Origin of the sequence: Microtetraspora sp. NBRC 13810 (genome assembly GCF_030268685.1) — a bacterium.
In the GTDB taxonomy this organism is placed as follows: Bacteria; Actinomycetota; Actinomycetes; order Streptosporangiales; family Streptosporangiaceae; genus BSRQ01.
This window is the reverse complement of record NZ_BSRQ01000033.1, coordinates 1-20,136: the sequence shown is the minus strand read 5'-3', so window position 1 is coordinate 20,136 and position 20,136 is coordinate 1. Positions and strand designations below refer to the sequence as shown.

Genomic DNA, 20,136 nt, shown 5'->3' with positions numbered 1-20,136 from the left:
CTCAGGATGCCGGGAGAACGTTCTACGGCGCGGGCGTGAACGCGGGAGCGGGCAGCAGGCCGCGCGCCAGCCGTACCCAGGAGGCGACGAAGCGGTCGCGTTCGGCGCGGACGGGCGGCTCGCCGACGGTCTCCTGGAACAGCCGGTAGTGCACCACGGAGCCGCCGAGCACCGCGGCGACGCCCGGCCAGTCGGCGTCGGCGCCCGCGTACTCCGGCTGGGCGGCGAACCACGTGACGACCGCGTCGGACATCGGTTGCAGCAGGCCCGCGCGGACGGCGGCCACCAGCTCGGGGAACTGGCCGAGATCGCGGAAGAAGACCCGGGTCAGCTCGCGCTCGTCGCCGATCCTGGCCAGGCCCGCCGCGCACAGGTGGGTCAGCCGTTCCTCCAGCGGCAGGGAGGCGTCCCGGGCGTTGATCTCGGTCAGCGCCTCGGCGATCTGCGCCCGGGTACGGGCGGCGTGCTCGTTGACCGCCGCGGCGAGCACCTCGTACTTGGACTTGAAGTGCCGGTAGAGGCCGCCCGCGCCGGGGGAGAGGCCGGCGGCGGCCTCGATCTCGGCCACGGACGTGGCGGCGTACCCCCGCTCCGCGAACAGCCGCAGCGCCTCGTCGACGATCCGCTCACGCGTGGATCTGGTCATCTCCTGCCGTTACCTCCGCGAAGACCCTAACGGGCGGGTCGCGACCGGTTCGCCCGGGACGTCGCCCACCGGTTTCCATCCGTTGTCCGGCATGTACGCACCGGCTCGATAAGTAACTCCTTTCTTGACGTCAACGCTGCCACATCATGCGTTCTTACGGATGCTTTGGCATCCTTCTGGGGTGTATTCGGTGGGATTCGATCTGGATTTGACGCTCGCGGACACGCGTGCGGGCATCACGGCCGCCATGGAGGCGCTCGCGCTGCGGCTCGGCGTGGCCATTGACCCGGCGGTCGTGGTGGCCCGGCTGGGGCCGCCGCTGGAGACCGAGCTGGCCCATTGGCTGCCCGCCGCCGACGTTCCCGCCGCGGCCCGGCTGTATCGGGAGATGTACGCCGGGATCGCGGTGCCGATGACCACTCTGATGGCGGGCGCGCGGGAGGCGGTGGACGCCGTCCGGGCGAACGGCGGGAGGGTCATCGTCGTCACCGGAAAGAACGCCCCGGACGCCCGCCGCACGCTCGACGCCCTCGGACTGCGGGTGGACGCGGTCGAGGGGTCGGTGTTCGGAGCGGAAAAGGGAACGGCTCTCGCGTCCTTCGGCGCCGCCGCTTATGTTGGAGATCATGTCGGCGACATCGCGGCGGCGCGGGCAGGCGGCACCGTGAGCGTCACGGTGGCCACCGGCCCCTACACGGCAGGAGAGCTACGTGATTACGGAGCGGACGTGGTGCTCGCCGATTTGACACACTTCGGTGGGTGGTTCGACCGGTGGCGGACCGGTGCCGCGCACCCCTGAATTTCTCCACAAAATACACGGTCGCCCCGCGCCCCAGGTGGGCATAACCTACATCCATTCACCTTTCACGACAGTCTGAACGAGGTCACCCCTGTGCCGAGTGGCAAGGTCAAGTGGTATGACGCCGACAAGGGATTCGGCTTCCTCACCCGCGACGACGGCGGTGAGGTTTTCGTGCATTCCTCCGCGCTGCCCAGCGGCGTGGACTCGCTCAAGGCCGGCCAGAAGGTCGAGTTCGGTGTGGCGGAGGGCCGCCGAGGCCAACAGGCGTTGTCGGTGCGCGTCCTCGACCAGCCTCCGACGCTCGCCAAGGCCAAGCAGAAAACAAAGCGTAAGAAGCCTGACGAAATGGTGGTGATCGTCGAGGATCTCATCAAGCTGCTGGACTCGCTGTCCACGTCCTACCAGAAGGGCAAACACCCCGAGCCGCCGCACGCGAAGCAGATCGCCACCGTTCTGCGCGCGGTCGCGGACGACCTGGACGGCTGACCGCTCACCCGTGCGGGTTGGTGAGCGGCTTGGTGTGGCTCTGAGTCTGGCTCTGGCCGTCGCCGTGGCCGGGGACCGGGTGGGGGAGTACCTCGGTGGTCGTGAGACCGCTCCCCGTCCCCTGCTCCCCGCCGGTCCGGCGGCGGCTCACCAGCAGCCAGCCGAGCAGCACGAACAGGGTCCCGGCGACGACCGTGAGCCCGGCCGGGCCCTGCGAGTAGAGCGACATCAGCAACCCGGCCAGCCCGCCGAGGACCCAGGCGATCTGCAGCAGCGCCTCGACCACGCCGAACGTGGAGGAACGCACCTCCTCGCCGATCTCCTCCTGCACGATCGCGTCGAGGGCCAGCTTGCCCAGCTCCTGGGCGAGCGCCGCGACCAGTGCCAGCGCCACGGCGGTCCACACGTTGAACAGCACCGCCGCCACGACGCCGGTCACCGCGGCCGCCGCCGGCATCCCCAGCACGGTCAGCCGCGGCGAGTGGCCGCGCGCCCAGGACGCGATCGCCGCGCCGAGCAGGCCGCCCGCGCCGGCCGCCGCGGCCAGCGCGCCGAGCGTCACCGCGGGATCCAGCCCGGGCAGGCGGTCCTCCTGCACCAGGAAGAGCAGATAGAACAGCAGATATCCGGAGAAGAGGCGGATCCCGGCGTTGGCCCGCATCGCCTCGCCGACGATCGGGCCGACGTTGAACAGGGTGCGCCAGGGACGCCCCTCGCGGGGCCCGGACTCCGGGCCGAGGTCGAGGTCCGGCGAGTCCACGTGCCGCGGCAGCCGTACGGCGTGCACGCCGGCGACGAAGAACAGCACCATCGTGCCGCGCAGCACCCACTCGGGGCCGGTCAGCGCGGTCAGACCGGCGCCCACCGGGAGCATCACGCCCGCGGCCACCAGGGTGAACAGCGCGACCCTCGCGTTGGCCGCGACCAGGCCGATGTTCGCGGGCAGCACCACCGGCATGATCGCCGCGCGTGAGACGTTGTACGCCTTGGACAGCACGAGCACGCCGAGGGCCGCGGGGAAGAGCGTGACCGCGTCGCCCGAGGGCACGGCCGCGGCCATCGACCAGCACAGCAGCCCGCGGGCGAAGAGCGTCCCGGCCATGACGTAACGGCGGCCGGACCTGAACCGGTCGAGCACCGGCCCGACGAACGGCGCGACCACCGCGAACGGCGCCATCGTGATCAGCAGGTAGAGCGCGACGTGACCGCGCGCCTCGTCCACCGGCAGGCCGAAGAAGAGCGTGCCGGCCAGGGCGACCGCGATCAGCGCGTCGCCCGCCGAGTGCGCCGCGCTCAGCTCGATCAGCCCGCCGAGGCCGGTGCGGCCCGCGCCCTGGGCGTGGGTCAGCCGCTTCGTGCCCCGGCGCACCGCGCGGGAGCCGCCGAGTGCCGCCCTGCCCGCCGCCCGGGTGCCGCCGACCGTGGCCCTGCCCGCGCTCGCCATCGATCCGGCGAACCGCCGTGCGACGTCACCGGTCGCCCCTCGTGCTCGTTCCCAGCCACCTGCCACGCCTTCAGTCATACCCGACGCGAGCCCGTGTCGCCCGGCACGACATTCATCGCTCTTCATCGCCGGAATCCCCTACGGCACAGGCGATGTGGCAGCCGGGATGACCGGCTTGCACGTTTCGTGATTTGACGAGGGGCGGGGAGCGGTGCCGTGAGGTCCGGGGATGGGTGAGAATGAAGTGTGAACGTGCGAGCGGACAACTTTGACCTTCGGCGAGCCGGGCCGGCGGAGGTGGCCTCGTGATTCGCACCAGGTCCCGCACCGCACCCGCCGACCAGGCATGCGCCGCGGCGGTCGATCTGGCACGCGTCGCCGCGCAGGAGATCGCCCGGCCCGGCGAGGTCGGCGAGCATCTCGGCTTCGATCCCGAGGGCGACCGTCTGGGCACCCACTACTTCGCCTGTCTCGACCGGGCTTATCGCGGCTGGCGGTGGGCCGTCACGGTCACCCGGGCCTCCCGGGCGAAGGCCGTCACGGTGAGCGAGACCGTGCTGCTGCACGGCCCCGGTGCGCTGCTCTCGCCGCAGTGGGTGCCGTGGAGCGAGCGGCTGCGCCCCGGCGACCTGGGCGTCGGCGACCTGCTGCCGACCTCGGCCGACGACGATCGGCTGGCCCCGGGGTTCACCGAGACCGGCGACGACGCCGAGCGCCAGATGATCTTCGAGTACGGCCTGGGCAGGGCGCGGGTGCTCTCGGCGATCGGCCGTGACCGGGCCGTCCGCCGCTGGCACTCCGGCGACTCCGGCCCGCACACCCCGCTGGCCCACGCCGCCCCCGCCCAGTGCTCCACCTGCGGCTTCTACTGGCCGCTCGCGGGCGCGCTGCGGCTCGGCTTCGGCGTCTGCGCCAACGAATACGCGCCCGACGACGGCCGCGTGGTCGCCGCCGACCACGGGTGCGGGGCGCACTCGGAGGCGACGACCACCCCGGTGACCGTCGAGCCCGCCCCGCCGATCCTCGACGACCTGGGATTCGACCTCATGGAGGAGCCCGTCATCGCGGGCGAAGCCGGGGACGCGGGTCCAGAGCTGGTCGGTTCCGTCGACGAGTCCTCTTCGGAACCGCTCGGCCACTCCTGATCACGTCCACCCTTCCACCCCCCCGTGACGCCGCCCCGAGTCACGCCACCCGAGTGTGAGCCGTCCTTTCATGACCGACATCTTCGCCACCGAAAGAGTCCGGGCCGCGGTGCTCGCGGCCTGGGCCGCCTCTCCCGCGCGTTTCCGTGAGGACGCCAACGCGGAGGAGGACTTCGCCCTCGGCGGCTACCGCGACCGCCTGATCGTGGAGCTCGCGCAGAACGCGGCGGACGCCGCCCTGCGCTCCGGTGTCCAGGGCCGGCTGCGGCTGTCCCTGCGCGACGGGGTCCTCACCGCCGCCAACACCGGCGCCCCGCTGGACGCGCCGGGCGTCGAGGGCCTGTCCACGCTGCGGGTGTCCGCCAAGCGTGACGACGTGGGGGCGGTGGGCCGCTTCGGTGTCGGCTTCGCGGCCGTGGTCTCCGTCTGCGACGCGCCCGAGATCGGCTCCTGGGCGAGCGGCGCCGTCCGCTGGTCGCGCGAGGAGACGGCGGCCCTGGTGGCCGCGGAGCCCGCGCTCGCCAGGGAGCTCACCGACCGCGCGGGCCACGTGCCGCTGCTCCGGCTGCCCTTCCCCGCCGACGCGGTGGACGTGCCCGAGGGCTTCGACACCGTCGTACGGCTGCCGCTGCGCGACAAGACCGCCGAGGAGGCGGTGCGCCGGATGCTGGAGGAGACCAGCCCGGCGCTGCTGCTCGGCATGCCCGCGCTGACCGCGATCGAGATCGACGTCGAGGGCGAGGAGCGCACGGTCACCGCCGACGGCTGGCGGGTGGTCGCGGCGTCCGGCGACTTCACTCCGGCCCAGGTGGCCGAGCTGTTCGCGGACCGGCCGACCGAGGAGCGGGCGCGTCCCTACTGGCAGGTGCGCTGGGCGGTGCCGGAGTCCGGGCCGCTGCCGGCCGCGGTGCCCGCCGTGGTGCACGCCCCGACGCCGAGCGACGAGCCGCTCGACCTGCGCGCGTTGCTGATCGCCAGCTTCCCGATGGCCACCGACCGGCGGCATGTCGCCACCGGGCCGCTCACCGACTTCCTGGTGGAGCGGGCCGCCGAGGCTTACCTGGAGCTGCTGCGCGAGCTTCCGCGCACGCCCAGGCTGCTCGACCTGGTGCCCGGGCTGATGGGCAAGAGCGAGCTCGACGCCGCCATCCGGCGGGCGATCCTGCGCCGCCTCCCCGACACCCCGCTGCTGCCCGCCCTCTCCCCGCCCGCCGAGCAGGAGGGCACGGAGCCGCGCGACCAGGCGCCGGGCGACTTCCCGCGCGAGCAGGCGCCGGGCGACTTCCCGCGCGAGCAGGCGCCGGGTGACTCCCCGCGCGAGCAGGCGCCGGGCGGCTTCCCGCGTGGGGAGGCGCCGGGTGAGGACGGCACGTGGCTGGTGACCGGGCGGGAGGCGGCCGTGGTGGCCGGTCCCGCGGGGTTCCTGGCGCGGGTCGCCGAGGTGGTGCCCGGCCTGCTGCCCGCCGACTGGCCGCCGCGGCACCCCGCGCTGGGCCCGCTCGGCGTCCGCCGGGTCGAGCTGGCCGACGTCATCGACCTGCTGTCCGGCGAGGCGGTCGAGGGCAAGGATCCCGCCTGGTGGCACGCGCTGTACGACGTGCTGCCCGCCGACGACCCCGAGGCGATCGGCGCGCTGCCGGTGCCGCTGGCCGACGGGCGGCTCGTCCGCGGCCCGCGCGGCACGCTGCTGCTGTCGGACGGCTCCGCGCTCGACCCCGCCGACCTCGCGCCGCTCGGCCTGCGCATCGTGCACCCCGACGCCGCGCACCGGCTGCTGCTGCGCGTCGGCGCCGCCGAGGCCACCCCGCGTACGGTGCTGGAGGACCCGCTCACCCGGGCGGCGGTCGCCGAGTCGGTGGACGGCGCGGACCCCGAGCCGGTGGCCAGGGCCGTGCTCTCCCTGGTGGACGCGGCGGGACTGACGGCGGGCGAGGCCCCCTGGCTGGCCGAGCTGGCGCTGCCCGGCGCGGACGGCGAGATCTACCCGGCGGGCGAGCTGCTGCTGCCCGGCGGCGCGCTGGCGGGCGTCGTCGATCCGGCGCAGGCCCCGTTCGGCACCGCCGCGCCGGAGCTGGTCGAGCGGTACGGCCCGCGGGTGCTGGCGGCGGCCGGGGTGCTCGACGGCTTCGCGGTGGCCAACGACGCCGACGTGCTCCTCGACCCCGACGAGTGCGACCACGACCTCGACCGCGAGGACGAGTGGCTGGAGGCCGTCCTCGACCTGCTGCCCGACCTCGGGGTGCCGCCGGTGGCGCCGGAGTTCTCCGCGATCCGCGACCTGGAGTACGTCTCGGACTGGGCGACCGCGCTCGCCCTGCTCACCCGGCCGCCGTTGCGCGCGGCCCTGCAACCGCTGCGCGTGCTGGCCGGCGGCGAGATCGTCGAGGTGCCCTCCTACACCGCCTGGTGGCTGAGCAGTCACCCCGTCCTCGGCGGCCAGGTGCCGACCTCGCTGCGTCTCCCCGGCGCCGACTCCCTGCTCTTCGGCCTGTACGGCGACGCCCCGGCCGGCCTGGACGACGCGGCCCTGGCGATGATCGGCGTGCGCACCACGCTCGCCGACCTGCTCGCCGGGCACGGCGGCCCGGAGGAGCTGCTCGACCTGCTGGCCGACCCGGCGCGCGAGGTGGACCGGGTCCAGCTCAGGGCGCTGTGGACCGCCCTCGCCGCGGTGGACCCGGCCAGGGTGGCGCCGCCGCGGGCGGTGCGCGCGGTGCTGAACGGCGAGATCGTGGTCGCGGACGCCGACCCGGACTCACCCGCGGGGGAGCCGGTCGTGGTCGAGGCCCCCGACCTGCTGGCGCTGGTGGCCGCCCGGCCGCTGGTGCTCGCCCCGTACGACCTGGCCGAGGCGCTGTCCGAGCTGCTCGACCTGCCGCTGGCCGGCGAGGCCGTCACCGGCGAGGTCACCTCGGTGGGCGTCGAGCGTGGGGTGCCCGCCGTGGTCCGCTCGCTGCTGCCCACCGCGCCCGCCGTCTACCACGACCACGAGACGCTGCTGGTGGATGGGATGCCCGCTTCGTGGCGGTTCTACGACGGCGTGGTGCACGCCTCCGGCATCGAGGGGCTGGCCCGCGGGCTCGCCTGGGCCGCCGGGCAGTGGGGTGACCGGCTCGCCGTCTCCGCCCTGCTCCGCGATCCCGCCGCCGTGCCGCTGCTGCTCGCCGAAGCCGATCTGGACGGTTTCGCGACCTGACCCGCTCGGCGGTCAGTCGGCGGTGTGCGGGTGCGCGACGGTGCTTTCCTGCCCGGGAGCGGGGCTGGGCAGGACGGTGGCGATGGGCTCGACGGGGGTCTCCTGCGGGGGAGGAGCGGGGTGCCGGTCGCGGCGCCTGACGTACCAGAGGCCGAAGAAGCCGCCGCCGATGCCCGCGACGCAGGTCCAGACCCACCAGATGTGGTCGGAGCCGGGTTGCACGATGAGCAGGGTGACCAGGGCCACCGCCCAGAGCCCGATACCCGCGATGAAGGTGGCCGAGTCGTTGGTCTTCAACGGCTCAAGCTGGGGGCGGCGTGGCTGGCTCACGGCTCCAGCGTAGGCGACGGCGGCCGAGCGCTCGCAAAGCTCTCGGCCAATCTTGGCAAAGCCGACGAATCGCTACATAACCGACAGATATCTGAACAGTGTGCAAATCCATTGCAGAACCATCAAAATCCCAGGTTGCACCTTTCGGGGGATGGGGGTGGATGGCACTCTGCGGCGGTGAGCGACACCACAACTCCCCTTGAGCCCCGAGCCGGTTTCCCGGGGCTGCTCGACCGCTACTTCGAGATATCCCGCCGCGGCTCGACGTTCGCCGCCGAGGTCCGCGGCGGCCTCGCGACCTTCTTCACGATGGCCTACATCGTGGTGCTGAACCCGATCATCATCGGCACCGCCCAGGACGGCACCGGGCAGTTCCTCGGCGACGGCACGTCCGCGAACCCTCCCCTGGTCGCCGCCGCCACCGCCTTCGTGGCGGGCATCCTGACCATCGCCATGGGCGTGATCGGCAGGGTGCCGTTCGCGCTCGCCACCGGCCTCGGCCTGAACGCGGTGGTGGCCTTCGGCATCGCCTCCCAGATGTCCTGGGAGGACGCGATGGGGCTGGTGGTGCTGGAGGGCATCATCATCCTCATCCTGGTCCTCACCGGGCTGCGGATGGCGATCTTCCATGCCATCCCCGCGTCCCTGAAGACCGCGATCGGCGTGGGCATCGGCCTGTTCATCGCGTTCATCGGCTTCGTGGACGCCGGGTTCATCCGCAGGACGGCGTCGGGTTCCGTGCCGGTGCAGCTCGGTGTCAGCGGCTCGGGCTCGCTGAGCGGGTGGCCGACCCTGGTGTTCGTGATCGGCCTGCTGACCACCGCGTTCATGGTGGCCCGCAAGGTGAAGGGCGCGATCCTGATCGGCATCCTGGGCACCACCGTCGTGGCGGTCGTCGTGGAGGCGTTCGCTAACCTCGGCCCGCAGGTCGTGGGCGGCAAGCTGGTCGACCCCAACGCCTGGAGCCTGATCCCGCCGCTGGTCCCCGACACCATCGTCGGGCTGCCCGACCTGTCGCTGCTCGGGCAGTTCAGCCTGTTCGGCGCGTTCAGCAACCCGGCCGAGGTGGGCGTGCTGGCCGCCGTGCTCTTCGTCTTCACCCTGCTGCTGGCCGACTTCTTCGACACGATGGGCACGGTGGTGGGCGTCGGCCGCCAGGCCGGTCTCGTCCAGCCCGACGGCACGCTGCCGCGGACCAGGGAGATCCTGCTGGTCGACTCGCTCGCCGCGGTGGCCGGCGGCGCGGGCTCGGTCTCGTCCAACACCACCTACATCGAGTCGGCGGCCGGCGTCAGCGAGGGCGCCCGCACCGGCCTGGCCAGCGTGGTCACCGGTCTGCTCTTCCTGCTGGCGATGTTCTTCGCGCCGCTGACCGCGATCGTGCCCTCCGAGGCCGCCGCGCCCGCGCTGATCGTCGTCGGCTTCCTGATGATGACCCAGGTCAAGGAGATCGACTTCACCGACTACGAGATCGCCATCCCCGCCTTCCTGACGATCGTGCTGATGCCCTTCGCCTACTCCGTCACGGTCGGCATGGGCGCCGGTTTCGTCAGCTACGTGGTGATCAAGGCGCTGAAGGGCAAGGCCCGCGAGGTGCACCCGCTGCTGTGGCTGGTGGGCGCGCTCTTCCTGCTGTACTTCACCGTCGATCCGATCAGGTCGCTCCTCGGGGTGTGATCCGGCCGCACCGGGCGCGGTTCCGCCCGTGCCCGGTGGGCTCTCTGCCGGCTTCAGTTCAGGGTCGGGTGCCCTCGTCCTCGCTGAGCGGCAGGATGTTGTGGTTGAAACGGAAAAGGTGCTTCGGGTCGTACTCCGCCTTCAACGCGGCCAGCCGGCGGTGGGCCGCCTCGGTGTAGGCCCGGCTGACCCGCTCGGGAGCCGAGTCGTGGTCGAACATGAACCCTGGAAGCATGGCGCCGGTGTCCCACGGCCCGAGCCGCTCCAGCACCTCGTCGGCGGCCTTGCGCACCACGTCGGCCTGCCCGGCCGGAGCCGGCATCCGCAGCCACAGGTGGAAGGCCGCGCCCTGGGTGCTGACCGCGTGCGGGCGGCCGGGCCGCCGGTTCAACGCCCCGCCCAGGTGACGTAGCTCGACGCCGGGGAACGGGCCTCCGGGCGCCGACGGGTCGATGAACGAGACCAGCTCCCGCACCGCCTCGTCGTCCAGTTCGTGCAACAGCGCGCTGCGCAGGTGCGCCATGACCGGGTTCTTGGGGTCCTGGTAGATCTCGGTGATCTGCGCGTACGGCATGGCGGCGCAGGTGTCCTTCTCCGGGCCGAGCGCCCGCAACGGCTCCACCAGCCGCGCGCCCTGCTCCTCGGTCCCGGTGTAGACCACCCGGAACTGCACGAACGAGCGGCCACGGAACTCCTCCGGCAACTGCGGCGCGTCGGGGAAGCGCAGCAGCGTCACAGAGGACGACATCTCCTCCGGCTGCTCCTTGACCCAGGCCAGATAGGAGCCGAGGACGTGGGCGGCGTGCCCGGGGTCCTCGCCCGGGTAGTAAAGCTCACCACCGTAGACGGTGCGCAGCGGCAGCAGCTCTATCTCGGCCGCGACCACGACACCGAAGTTGCCCTTGCCGCCCCGCGCCGCCCAGAACAGGTCGGGCTCCCGGACGGACGAGACGGTGCGGAGCAGGCCGTCGGCGGTGACGATGTCGAGTGAGCGGACGTAGTCGGCGGCGAAGCCGTACGGGCGGCAGGCCAGCGGGAGCCCGCCGCCGGTCAGGTAGCCCATCACCCCGACCTGGCCGGAGGAGCCGCACAGGGGCGCGAGGCCGTGCTCGGCCGCCGCGGTGAGCACTTCACTCCACCGCAGCCCGGCTCCGATCCTCGCGGTGCCGCCGTCACGCGGGTCCACCGACAGCTCGCGCAGTTCCCCGGTGGCGATGAACACGGCTCCATCCGCGGGCACCGACTTGCCGTGCCCGGTGGACTGCACCGCGACCGGGAGTCCCGCCTCCGCGGCGAACCTGACGGCGGCGGCCACGTCTTCGGCGTCGGCGGCGACCACGACCGCCGCGGGGCGGTGCGCGACCGTCAGCAACCAGCCGGAGCAGGCCTCCTCGAAGCCCTCGTCACCGGGGTGGAGCGTGCGCCCGCGGATCGTCGCGCCCAGGCCCACCAGGGCGTGCCAGGCCCCCTGCCCGTCGGCGAGGCGGTCGCCGGTGAACGCGGCCGAGGTGGTGGTGGACGCCGGCACGCCGTCGGCGGTGTACACCGTGACGGTGCCGATCCCGCGATATACGGCCCCCTCAAGGTGAGCCTCGACCTGGATCTGCCTGTGGCCCGAGTGATCCGCGGCCGGAGTGAAGATCTCGGTGAGCTCGTAGGAGAACCGGCCGGGCCGCCCCGCGCGCCAGACCCCGGTGCCCACGCTGTGGGGGGTGCGCAGCGCGACCGTGCCGTCGGGCGCGAACGAGATGCTGAAGGAGCCGGTCTCGTCGCCGTGGTGCGTCAGGCCGGTCCATACCCCCTCGGGGGTCTGGTCCACGTCGGCCGCGGGGTGCGTTTCCCGCATGTCAGTTGCCCGCCTTCTCGAAGGGTTTCGCCATGTCGTCCGCCGCCGCGGGCGGTGGGGTGCCCGGCACCGCGGCGTTGCGCAGCAGGACCGCGGCCGCGACGGCCAGCAGCACGGCGAGCACCGCACCGACGATCGCGGTCGTCTGCAGGCCGTGCACGAAGGCGTCACGGGCCACCGACAACAGGCCGGAGCCCTGGGCGGCCGGTAGCTCGCGGGCGACGTTGACGGCGGCGGCGAGGGTGTCCTTGGCCGCCTCGACGACGGGGGCGGGCAGCCCCTCGGGGAGCCTGTCGGCCAGGTTCGCCCGGTACACCGCGAAGCCGACGCTGCCGATCACCGCCACGCCCAGCGCGCTGCCGAGCTCGGTGCCGGTCGAGGCCATCGCGGAGGCGGCGCCGGCCCGCTCCACCGGGGCGGCTCCCACGATCAGTCCGGTGCCCAGCGAGACCATCGGGCCGAGCCCGAGCCCGATGACGGCCGCCCCGGCCACCGCGACGTACACGTCGGAGGGATCACCGACCCGGGTCAGCACCACCATGCCGACCGCCGTGACCAGCAGGCCGCCGGCGAGCAGCGTGCTCAGCTTCATGCGGCCCGCGAGGCCGGGGGCCGCCATGGCGCCGATCATGACCGCGACGGTGGTGGGCAGTGACCAGAGCCCGGCCTCGAGCGGGGCGAACCCGCGCACCAGCTGCAGGTACTGCATGACGAAGAACTGCGAGCCCGCGGAGAGCAGGGTCGCCAGCACGAGCATGCCGAGGGCGGTGCCGAACAGGCCGTTGCGGAACAGCGAGAGGTCGACCAGCGGCTGCCTGAGCCGGCCCTGGCGATGGAGGAAGAGCGCCGCCAGCGCCAGGCCGGCGACGACGGCGACGCCCGACTCCGGGCGCAGGCCGTCCTCGGCGATCCGCTTGAGACCGAAGATCAGGGCGAGGATTCCGGCGATGGACATGATCGCGCTGAGGAGGTCCGGGTGGGAGACCGATTCGTCCCGGTACTCCGGCAGCACGAACGGGCCGACCGCGATCAGCAGCAGCATGATCGGGACGCCGAGCAGGAAGACCGAGCCCCACCAGAACAGCTCCAGGAACGTGCCGCCGACCAGCGGCCCGAGCACCGTGCCGAGGCCGAAGAAGGCGGTCCAGGCCCCGATGGCGGCACCCTGCTGCTTGGGGTCCTGGAACATGATCCGGATCAGCGAGAGGGTGGAAGGCATCAGTGTGGAGCCCGCGATGCCCAGCAGCGCCCGGGCGGCGATGAGCATCTCCGGGGTGGTCGCGAACGCCGAGAGCACCGAGGCCGCGCCGAACGCGACCGCGCCGATCAGCAGCAGCCTCCGGCGGCCGATCCTGTCCCCGATCGCGCCCATGGTGATGAGGAAGCCGGCGATCAGGAAACCGTAGACGTCCACGATCCACAGCAACTCGGTGTTGCCGGGCCGCAGGTCGGCGGTGAGGGTGGGCAGCGCCAGGTGCAGCACGGTCAGGTCCATGGCGATGAGCATGGTGGGAAGCGCGAGGATCGCCAGTCCCAGCCATTCTCTTCGGGTCGCCCGCGGTGCGGCCGGCGTACCGGCATCGGTACTCAACGGAATCTCCTTGCGTCGGGGTTGAACACCGGACAAGCCAACGTTGGTGCGGCCAACAATACATAAAATTGTTGGCGACACCAACGATTTGCTCGGATTGCCTCGTGGACATCACCCGGGGACGCGCCGCGCGGTCCTGCCGTGACCTGGCTCTCCTGGCCGTCCACCGGCTCAGGCGAGGTTCCAGCGGTCAGCGTGCCCTCGCCTCGGCGACCCTTCTGACGCGGCCGGCCGTCAGGGGGTGCGACCGTGGGCCAGGGCGGCGGCCTCGCCCCGCGAGCTCACGCCGAGCTTGCCGAGGATGTTGGCGACGTGGAACTTGACCGTGTTCTCGCTGATGCTCAGCCGGGTGGCGATCACCCGGTTACGGTGGCCGAGCGCCAGTTGGTGGAGGACGTCGCGTTCGCGCGGGTTGAGGGCGTCCAGCGGGCCCGGGGGCCGGGGGCGTACCGGGCCGAACGGCAGGTCTGCGGTGATCGTCGTGCCCCAGCCCGGGACCGCGTCCACGCCGAGCGTTCCGCCCAGCACGGCCACCCGGTCGCGCAGCCGGTGCACCGGCAGGGCGTCGGCCGCCAGCGAGCCGGGGCCGTCATCGCGTACGGTCACCCGCAGCAGCGAATCCGCCACCTCCCAGGAGAGCCTGACCCGGCTCAGCCCGCCGTGCTGGAGCATCGCCAGCACCGCGCCCCGCACCACGGACCTGGCCGCCGTGGCCACCTCCCCGGACAACCGCCTGTCACGCTGCTCCGGCCCCGCCAGCTCCAGCCTGAGATCGTGATAGCGGGTGAGCACGGAGAGCTTCTCCGCCAGCAGGTCGAACGCCCCGCCCGCCGTCTCTTCGGCGACGTCGCGCTCGCCGCCCGCCCTGGCCTCCAGGAGTGCGGGCACGGCCAGTTGGACCGCGAGCCGCCGGGCCGCGGCGTCGTCGAGCCGCCTGGACCGCAGGACGCCGAGCAGCGAGGTCAGCGTCGCGGCGTGCGCGTCGGCGAGGTCCTCGACGGCCGTGACAGACGGGCCCGGCACGTCATGCGGCTCGGCGTGCGACACGCGGGCGGCCAGGTGCACGGTCGTCAGCCCGACGAGCTTCGTCACGATCTCCCGCACGTCGGGTTCCGGTGGGCCGGTGCCGGTCGTGACGACGGCGAGCAGACCGCCCGTGGTCTTCGGCGGCTTGACGGCCACGGCCAGCACCGGCCGCTCGGCGCCCGCCAGCGTGAACGGGCCGAACCAGGGACGATCGACGGCCACCAGGGGGACGAGGCGGCTCACCTCGTCGGCGCTCACCCCGTCGATCCCGTGGCTGAGCAGCGGGGACATCAGCAGGCAGTCCCCGGTGAACAACACCAGCCCCTCGTGCGGCACCAGGTCGGACAGCACGGCCGACAACTCCGGCAGGACGCCGTCGAGCGGCGCCCGCACCACCCTCAGCGCCGCCGTCAGGGCGGCCGACCACGACTCCGCCATGGCCCCGATGCTAGTCGGCCCCCTTCCCCCGGCCCCCACTCGTTCGGGTGGGCGGGCCCACCCGAACGGCCGGTCCGCGAGGGGGCCGTGGCGGCCAAGCTGTGCGCGTACGTCCTGAGGAAAGGAATCGCGATGAAGAACGAGTCGACGCTGATGGTGGTGGCCTACCACAGCGGGTACGGGCACACGGCCCGGCTGGCCGAGTCGGTACGCACGGGAGCGGCGTCCGTGGACGGCACCAAGGTGGAACTGGTCTCGGTGGACGGCATCACCGAACAGGAATGGTCGCTGCTGGACGCGGCGGACGCCATCGTGTTCGGGTCGCCGACGTACATGGGGTCGGCCAGCCCGCAGTTCCACACGTTCGCCCGGGACTCGGTGCAGCGCTGGACGGAGCAGGCCTGGGCGGACAAGCTGGCCGCCGGGTTCACGAACTCGGGGTCCAAGAGCGGGGACAAGCTGCACACACTGGAGTACATGGCGCTGCTGGCGGCCCAGCACGGCATGCTCTGGGTCAGTCTCGGGTTGGTGTCCGGCTGGAACTCCAGCACCTCCGACGAGGACGCGCTCAACCGGCTCGGCTTCTGGCTGGGTGCGGCGGCGGCCTCGAACGTCGACGAGGGGCCGGAGCTGATGCACGACTCGGACCTCCGGACGGCCGAGCACCTCGGCCGCCGGGTCGCCGAGCAGGCCCGCCGCCTCTGCCAGGACCCGGCGCCCCGCACAGGGAGTGAAGCCACTGCCTGAAGCGGAACCCGAGGCACCGGGCAGATGTGATCTCGCCGAAGGAGTCGTCGAGGTGATCGCCCGTGGGCTCCCTGAGACCCATACGTCATGCTTTTTCATGGCAATGCGGGATCAAAGGGAGGGATCGCTGTGGCGGTGCCGTACGGGGCACTCGAACATCGTTATCGGGGCGAGCATCCTGTTCGCACGCTCGCCTACCTGTTCAGGGAGGATCGCGGGCGGCTCGGGCTGGCCGTGCTCGCGTTCGTGGTGAAGCACAGCCCGGTCTGGCTGCTTCCGCTGATCACGGCCAAGGTCATCGACGTGCTCGTCGAACGGCAGCCGATCGTGAACCTGTGGCTCAGCACCGGGCTGCTGTTCGCCCTGCTGCTGACGAACTATCCCATGCACCTGCTCTACGTCCGGTTCATGTACGGGGCGATCCGCCGGGTCGGCACCCAGTTGCGCTCGGCGCTGTGCGCGCGGATGCAGCAGCTCTCCATCGGCTACCACTCCCGGGTCAGCGCCGGCGTGCTGCAGACCAAGGTGATCCGCGACGTGGAGGGCGTCGAGAACATGTCCCAGCAGGCGGGGGACATGGGCCTGTCGGCGATCGTGACGCTGGCCGGCGGCATCGCGGTGATCGCCGTGGACGTGCCGCAGGCGCTGCCGGTCTTCTTCCTGGTCGTCCCGGCGGCAGCCGTACTGGTGATGCGGATGCGCGGGCGGCTGCGGTCCAACAACGAGAGCTTCCGGGTCGAGGTGGAACGGCTCTCCAGCCGGGTCGCCGAGATGACCAGCCTGATCCCGATCACCCGCGCCCACGGCCTGGAACGTGACGCGCTGCACCGGGTGGACGGCACCCTCACCAAGGTGCTGCGCACCGGCCTGCGGCTCGACCTGGCCAACGGCAGGTTCGGCGCGCTGGCCTGGATCACGCTCAACGCGCTCGGCGTCGCCGTCCTCGCCGGAGCCGCCGCCGTGTCGTACTACCGGGTGCTGCCGATCACCCCGGGCGACGTGGTGATGTTGTCCACCTATTTCACGACTATGACCACGGCGGTCACCACGCTGCTGAGCCTCACGCCGGTGATCAGCAAGGGCCTGGAGTCGGTGCGCTCGATCGGCGAGGTGCTCCAGGAGCCGGACCTGGAGAACAACGCGGGCAAGGAGGAGGTCGAGGAGGTACGCGGCGAGGTCGCGTTCGAGGGCGTGGGCTACGCGTACGAGCCGGGCCGCTCCGCGGTGGACGACTTCACGCTCACCGTCGCGCCCGGCGAGACCGTCGCCCTGGTCGGCGCCTCCGGCGCGGGCAAGTCCACCATCCTCAACCTGGTGATCGGCTTCCTGCGGCCGGACTCGGGCCGGATCCTGCTCGACGGCCGCGACATGGAGGCGCTGGACCTGCGCACCTACCGCCGGTTCGTCTCGGTGGTGCCGCAGGAGTCGATCCTGTTCGAGGGCAGCATCAGGGACAACGTCGCCTACGGCCTGCCGGACGCCTCGGACGAGGCGGTGTGCGCCGCGCTGCGCGACGCGAACGCGATGGAGTTCGTCGAGCGGCTGCCGGAGGGCTTGGAGACGGTGGTCGGCGAGCGTGGCGCGCGGCTGTCCGGCGGGCAGAAGCAGCGCCTGGCCATCGCCCGCGCGCTCATCCGCGACCCGCGGGTGCTCATCCTGGACGAGGCCACCTCGGCGCTGGACACCCGCTCCGAGGCGCTCATCCAGCAGGCCCTGACCCGCCTGGTGGCCGGCCGTACCGTCTTCGTGGTCGCGCACCGGCTGTCCACGATCCGCACGGCGGACCGGATCGTGGTGATGGAGGACGGCCGGATCGCGGAGATCGGGACGCACGAGGAGCTGGTCCGCGGTCGCGGTCTGTACAGCGGGCTCCAGGCGGCGCAGCTCGGTTGAACGCTACAAGGCGTCCCCGTAGTCCCGGGGAAATTTTGCCCTGCCGATGCGGGTCGAGCTCGGCCGAGGTGGTCTTGAACAGGTATTCGGCGCGCGGGTAGGACAGGCGGCCTCGTCCGGTGTCGGGACAGACGTGGCTGCCGATCCCGGCCGAGACGGTGGCCACCGTCCACACCTGGCTGGCCGTCCGCGCCACGATCGCGTCGCCGACCGGATCGCAGGGGTTCCTGTTCCCGCCGGCGGGAGAGTTCGGGCAGGAGAGGCATCTGATCTCCGATCAGATCTCGCCAATCATCCGGGCCTTCGCCGATGCGGTCCCGCAGTTGCTGGCCGAAGAGTTCGGCCCGGATGGGCGTCGGCTGCCGTTCGACCGGTCGCTGATCACTCCCTATGGATTCCGGCACGCCTACTGCCAGCCGTCGGTCATCTGGGAGATGTGCGGCCAGGCATGCGGCGACAAGAGTCGGCTCATCGTCTCGCGCGCGGTTGCGGGGTGGCCGTCGCCCTCCTATCTTGGAATGGTCATTCCAAGATAGGAGTGTGGATGCCCGACGTACGGCATTTCGATCCGGAGACCGTGCTGGAGCAGGTGGAACTGCTGTTCTGGCAGCGTAATGCAGCCTTGACGGGCATCGCCGAGATCGTGGCCACGACAGGTCTCAGCCGCTCAAGCCTGTATGCCGCGTTCGGCGGCAAGCAGGCGCTGTACGAGCAGGCACTACGCCGCTACGTCGAACGGCGCTCAGGACCCATGTTCGACCGGCTCGCCGCGGACAAGCGGGGGCTGCCGGCGATCGCCGACTTCTTCGAGCGGCTGATCCAATCCCGCTGCGAGGGCGATCACGCACGCTGGGGATGCATGGTATCCAACGCCCACGCCGGCACCGAGAGCGGCGATCCAGGAGTACGGCGAATCCTCGACCAGCACCAACGGCAGCTTCGTGCGGCCCTGACCGCGGCACTCGACATCGCCCGATCCGCGGGCCAGATCCGGCTGGACCTGCACCTGGACTCTGCTGCGGAGTCGCTCGCGTTGCTGGCCTACGGCGTCAACCTGCGTTCCCGAGCCGGAGCCGACCCAGCCGAGCTTCGCGCGGCTGTGGCAGCGGTGCTCACTTCTCTTCAACCCTTGAGGAGCGACGATGACTGAACCGGTGCGACCACACGTAGTGATCTTCGACGTGTGAAAAGGCGGTCAAGCACGTTCTGGGCGAGTTCACCAACCTTCGAGTCCATCCCGACGTGCCCGGCGGTATGCGGATGCTACGCCAGAGCGGCATCCGGCTGTTCACCATGACCAACGGCGCCGCGGCGATGACGGAGAAGATACTTGCCCGCGAAGGGCTCATCGACCTGGTGGAGGCACGGCTGGACGTGAGCGGCCCCGCGGCATGGAAACCGGCTCGGGCAGCCTACGACTACGCGGTCGACCACGCCGGAGTGCGGCCGGGCCGGGCTTCCCTGGTCGCAGTGCACCCGTGGGACATCGACGGAGCTCAACGAGCCGGTTTGACCGGCGCCTGGCTGGAGCGGCGCGGCGAGCCATACCCGAGCGCGATGTCCGCCCCTCAAATCACGGCTCCCGACCTCGAAGCACTCGCCGCAATGTGGCGGGACGCAGGCACCGACCCCGCGTGAACGCCTCACGATCGTCCACCTGGGACGTACCCGTCCGGCGAGTTCGGCCAGTTCGCCTGCCGAGCGGGCTGCCAGGGGCCGCCGTGCCCCGTCACGGTAGGCAAGGGCTGTCGCTCTGCCGACGCCGCGGCTTGTTGAAGCGATGACATCGTTCAGGCGCGGCTCTGGGACGAGCGACTCATCGCTGATGCGTAGTCCGCACGCCTCGCACGGGCACTGCGCAATGACTCGCCGAGGGTCCAGATCGCGACGCCGATGAGCACGAGATCCTTGAGAAGGAACTGACCGGGCTGGCCGGACAGCACTGGAAGCCCGTTGACTACGCTGTAGATCACTCCTGGGGTCGTGAACAGGAAGCTCAGCGTGCCCAGGAACAGCAGCACCGCCACCGCGCTGCCGATCGCAGAGACACGAGGCCAGAGCGGATAGACGGCGATGAGTACCGCGGCGACGATCTCCACGGTTCCCAGCACGTCGGCGAACATCTTGTAGCTGAAGATGTCGTAGACCCAGCTCAAGAGAGGGCTGTGCTCGACCAGGGTTCGGCTGTCCATTTTGACGTACTTGCCTGCGCCGATCCATGCCAGGACGACTACCAGTCCATACCGGCTCACCAGGCGGCCTACCGTAGAGATGCGGTCCCCCGCCCTCTCCAGGGTCGCCGCCAAGTCCGTGATGCCATGCATAAGCTCCTCCAGATGTGGAAGCCGCGTGAAGGTGCCGTTGGTGCTGGTCGAGGATCTGCTGTACGCCAGGACCGCCGCCCGTTGCCGGCTTGGGCGTTGGCCAGCGCGCGTACTCGTCCTCGTCGCGGGATCGGATCAGCCGCTCGAACGTGCGTCCTGAGCCCCGTTCGACGGAGCGGCATGGTGCCTGCTCCTACAGCGCCTGCTCGCCGCCGACGCGGCATACAGGCTTGAGCGGCTGAGACCTGTCGTGGCCACGATCTCGGCGATGCCCGTCAAGGCTGCACTACGCCGCCGCAAGTTTCACCCGCTCCAGCACGATCTTTGGATCGAGATGTCCCACGTCGGGCATCGACACCCTTATCTTGGAATGACCATTCCAAGATAAGGGTGCGACGGGCGCCCCCGCAAGCGGGAGTCACAGCCACAGGGGAGCCGCGATCATGCCGTCACGCCCTCATCGCATGTCGTCAGCTTTGTGATCAGCCGTCCGCTTCAGGGGTGGTCGGACAAGGCGTGGGGCGTCCACGCCGTCGTGGGAGCAG

At 71.6% G+C, this 20,136-nt stretch carries 17 protein-coding genes; 10 read left to right on the top strand and 7 right to left on the bottom strand.

Features of this window, described 5'->3' with window-relative positions; all coding sequences use genetic code 11:
- Positions 1–22 precede the first annotated feature (22 nt).
- Positions 23–646 carry a TetR/AcrR family transcriptional regulator gene (locus QSK26_RS39525; RefSeq protein WP_285780500.1) on the bottom strand — a complete coding sequence of 208 codons (624 nt, stop codon included), beginning with the start codon at positions 644–646 and terminating at the stop codon, positions 23–25.
- A gap of 190 nt (positions 647–836) precedes the next feature.
- Here QSK26_RS39525 and QSK26_RS39520 point away from each other — a divergent pair, with 190 nt between their 5' ends.
- On the top strand, positions 837–1,445 hold the full coding sequence (locus QSK26_RS39520) for an HAD family hydrolase (protein ID WP_285780499.1): 609 nt from the start codon (positions 837–839) through the stop codon (positions 1,443–1,445).
- 93 nt (positions 1,446–1,538) lie between these two features.
- Entirely contained in the window at positions 1,539–1,934 is a 396-nt protein-coding gene (locus QSK26_RS39515; RefSeq protein ID WP_285780498.1) for a cold-shock protein, read from the top strand.
- A gap of 4 nt (positions 1,935–1,938) precedes the next feature.
- On the opposite strand, the gene QSK26_RS39510 is transcribed toward QSK26_RS39515, so the two are convergent.
- Positions 1,939–3,444 (bottom strand): MFS transporter, encoded by a 1,506-nt coding sequence (locus QSK26_RS39510; RefSeq protein ID WP_285780497.1) that lies wholly within the window; start codon positions 3,442–3,444, stop codon positions 1,939–1,941.
- 239 nt (positions 3,445–3,683) lie between these two features.
- Here QSK26_RS39510 and QSK26_RS39505 point away from each other — a divergent pair, with 239 nt between their 5' ends.
- A complete protein-coding gene (locus QSK26_RS39505; RefSeq protein ID WP_285780496.1) occupies positions 3,684–4,523 on the top strand; it encodes a DUF3027 domain-containing protein in 840 nt (279 codons plus the stop codon).
- A 70-nt stretch (positions 4,524–4,593) separates the two neighbouring features.
- Entirely contained in the window at positions 4,594–7,719 is a 3,126-nt protein-coding gene (locus QSK26_RS39500; RefSeq protein WP_285780495.1) for a sacsin N-terminal ATP-binding-like domain-containing protein, read from the top strand.
- A gap of 12 nt (positions 7,720–7,731) precedes the next feature.
- Here QSK26_RS39500 and QSK26_RS39495 read toward each other — a convergent pair whose 3' ends face one another.
- Complete coding sequence (locus QSK26_RS39495) at positions 7,732–8,049, bottom strand: DUF2530 domain-containing protein (RefSeq protein WP_285780494.1); 318 nt, start codon at positions 8,047–8,049, stop codon at positions 7,732–7,734.
- 177 nt (positions 8,050–8,226) lie between these two features.
- Between QSK26_RS39495 and QSK26_RS39490 the strand changes: the two genes are divergently transcribed.
- Complete coding sequence (locus tag QSK26_RS39490; RefSeq protein WP_285780493.1) at positions 8,227–9,726, top strand: NCS2 family permease; 1,500 nt, start codon at positions 8,227–8,229, stop codon at positions 9,724–9,726.
- 58 nt (positions 9,727–9,784) lie between these two features.
- Here QSK26_RS39490 and QSK26_RS39485 read toward each other — a convergent pair whose 3' ends face one another.
- The 3 genes from QSK26_RS39485 to QSK26_RS39475 all read right to left on the bottom strand — a co-directional run bounded on the left by QSK26_RS39485 (position 9,785) and on the right by QSK26_RS39475 (position 14,627).
- Positions 9,785–11,572, bottom strand: coding sequence for an FAD-binding oxidoreductase (locus tag QSK26_RS39485; RefSeq protein WP_285780492.1), 1,788 nt, complete (start codon positions 11,570–11,572; stop codon positions 9,785–9,787).
- A gap of 1 nt (position 11,573) precedes the next feature.
- Positions 11,574–13,079, bottom strand: a complete 1,506-nt coding sequence (locus QSK26_RS39480) for an MFS transporter (RefSeq protein ID WP_502888803.1) — start codon at positions 13,077–13,079, stop codon at positions 11,574–11,576.
- A gap of 318 nt (positions 13,080–13,397) precedes the next feature.
- Entirely contained in the window at positions 13,398–14,627 is a 1,230-nt protein-coding gene (locus QSK26_RS39475; protein ID WP_285780490.1) for a LuxR C-terminal-related transcriptional regulator, read from the bottom strand.
- 132 nt (positions 14,628–14,759) lie between these two features.
- Between QSK26_RS39475 and QSK26_RS39470 the strand changes: the two genes are divergently transcribed.
- From QSK26_RS39470 to QSK26_RS39450, 5 genes are all read left to right on the top strand, one after another.
- On the top strand, positions 14,760–15,374 hold the full coding sequence (locus tag QSK26_RS39470) for a flavodoxin family protein (protein ID WP_285780489.1): 615 nt from the start codon (positions 14,760–14,762) through the stop codon (positions 15,372–15,374).
- A gap of 129 nt (positions 15,375–15,503) precedes the next feature.
- Positions 15,504–17,267: an ABC transporter ATP-binding protein gene (locus QSK26_RS39465; RefSeq protein WP_285780488.1), complete on the top strand. Its 1,764-nt coding sequence runs from the start codon at positions 15,504–15,506 to the stop codon at positions 17,265–17,267.
- Positions 17,268–17,386: 119 nt separating this feature from the next.
- Entirely contained in the window at positions 17,387–17,803 is a 417-nt protein-coding gene (locus tag QSK26_RS39460) for a hypothetical protein (protein ID WP_285780487.1), read from the top strand.
- Between the two features lie 8 nt (positions 17,804–17,811).
- The gene (locus tag QSK26_RS39455) at positions 17,812–18,417 is read left to right on the top strand and encodes a TetR/AcrR family transcriptional regulator (protein ID WP_285780486.1); all 606 of its coding nucleotides are present in this window, start codon (positions 17,812–17,814) and stop codon (positions 18,415–18,417) included.
- Positions 18,418–18,473: 56 nt separating this feature from the next.
- A complete protein-coding gene (locus tag QSK26_RS39450; protein WP_285780536.1) occupies positions 18,474–18,905 on the top strand; it encodes an HAD family hydrolase in 432 nt (143 codons plus the stop codon).
- Between the two features lie 152 nt (positions 18,906–19,057).
- Here the strand turns inward: QSK26_RS39450 and QSK26_RS39445 are convergent, their stop codons facing one another.
- Positions 19,058–19,591 carry a YkgB family protein gene (locus tag QSK26_RS39445; protein WP_285780485.1) on the bottom strand — a complete coding sequence of 178 codons (534 nt, stop codon included), beginning with the start codon at positions 19,589–19,591 and terminating at the stop codon, positions 19,058–19,060.
- Between the last annotated feature and the right edge of the window lie 545 nt (positions 19,592–20,136).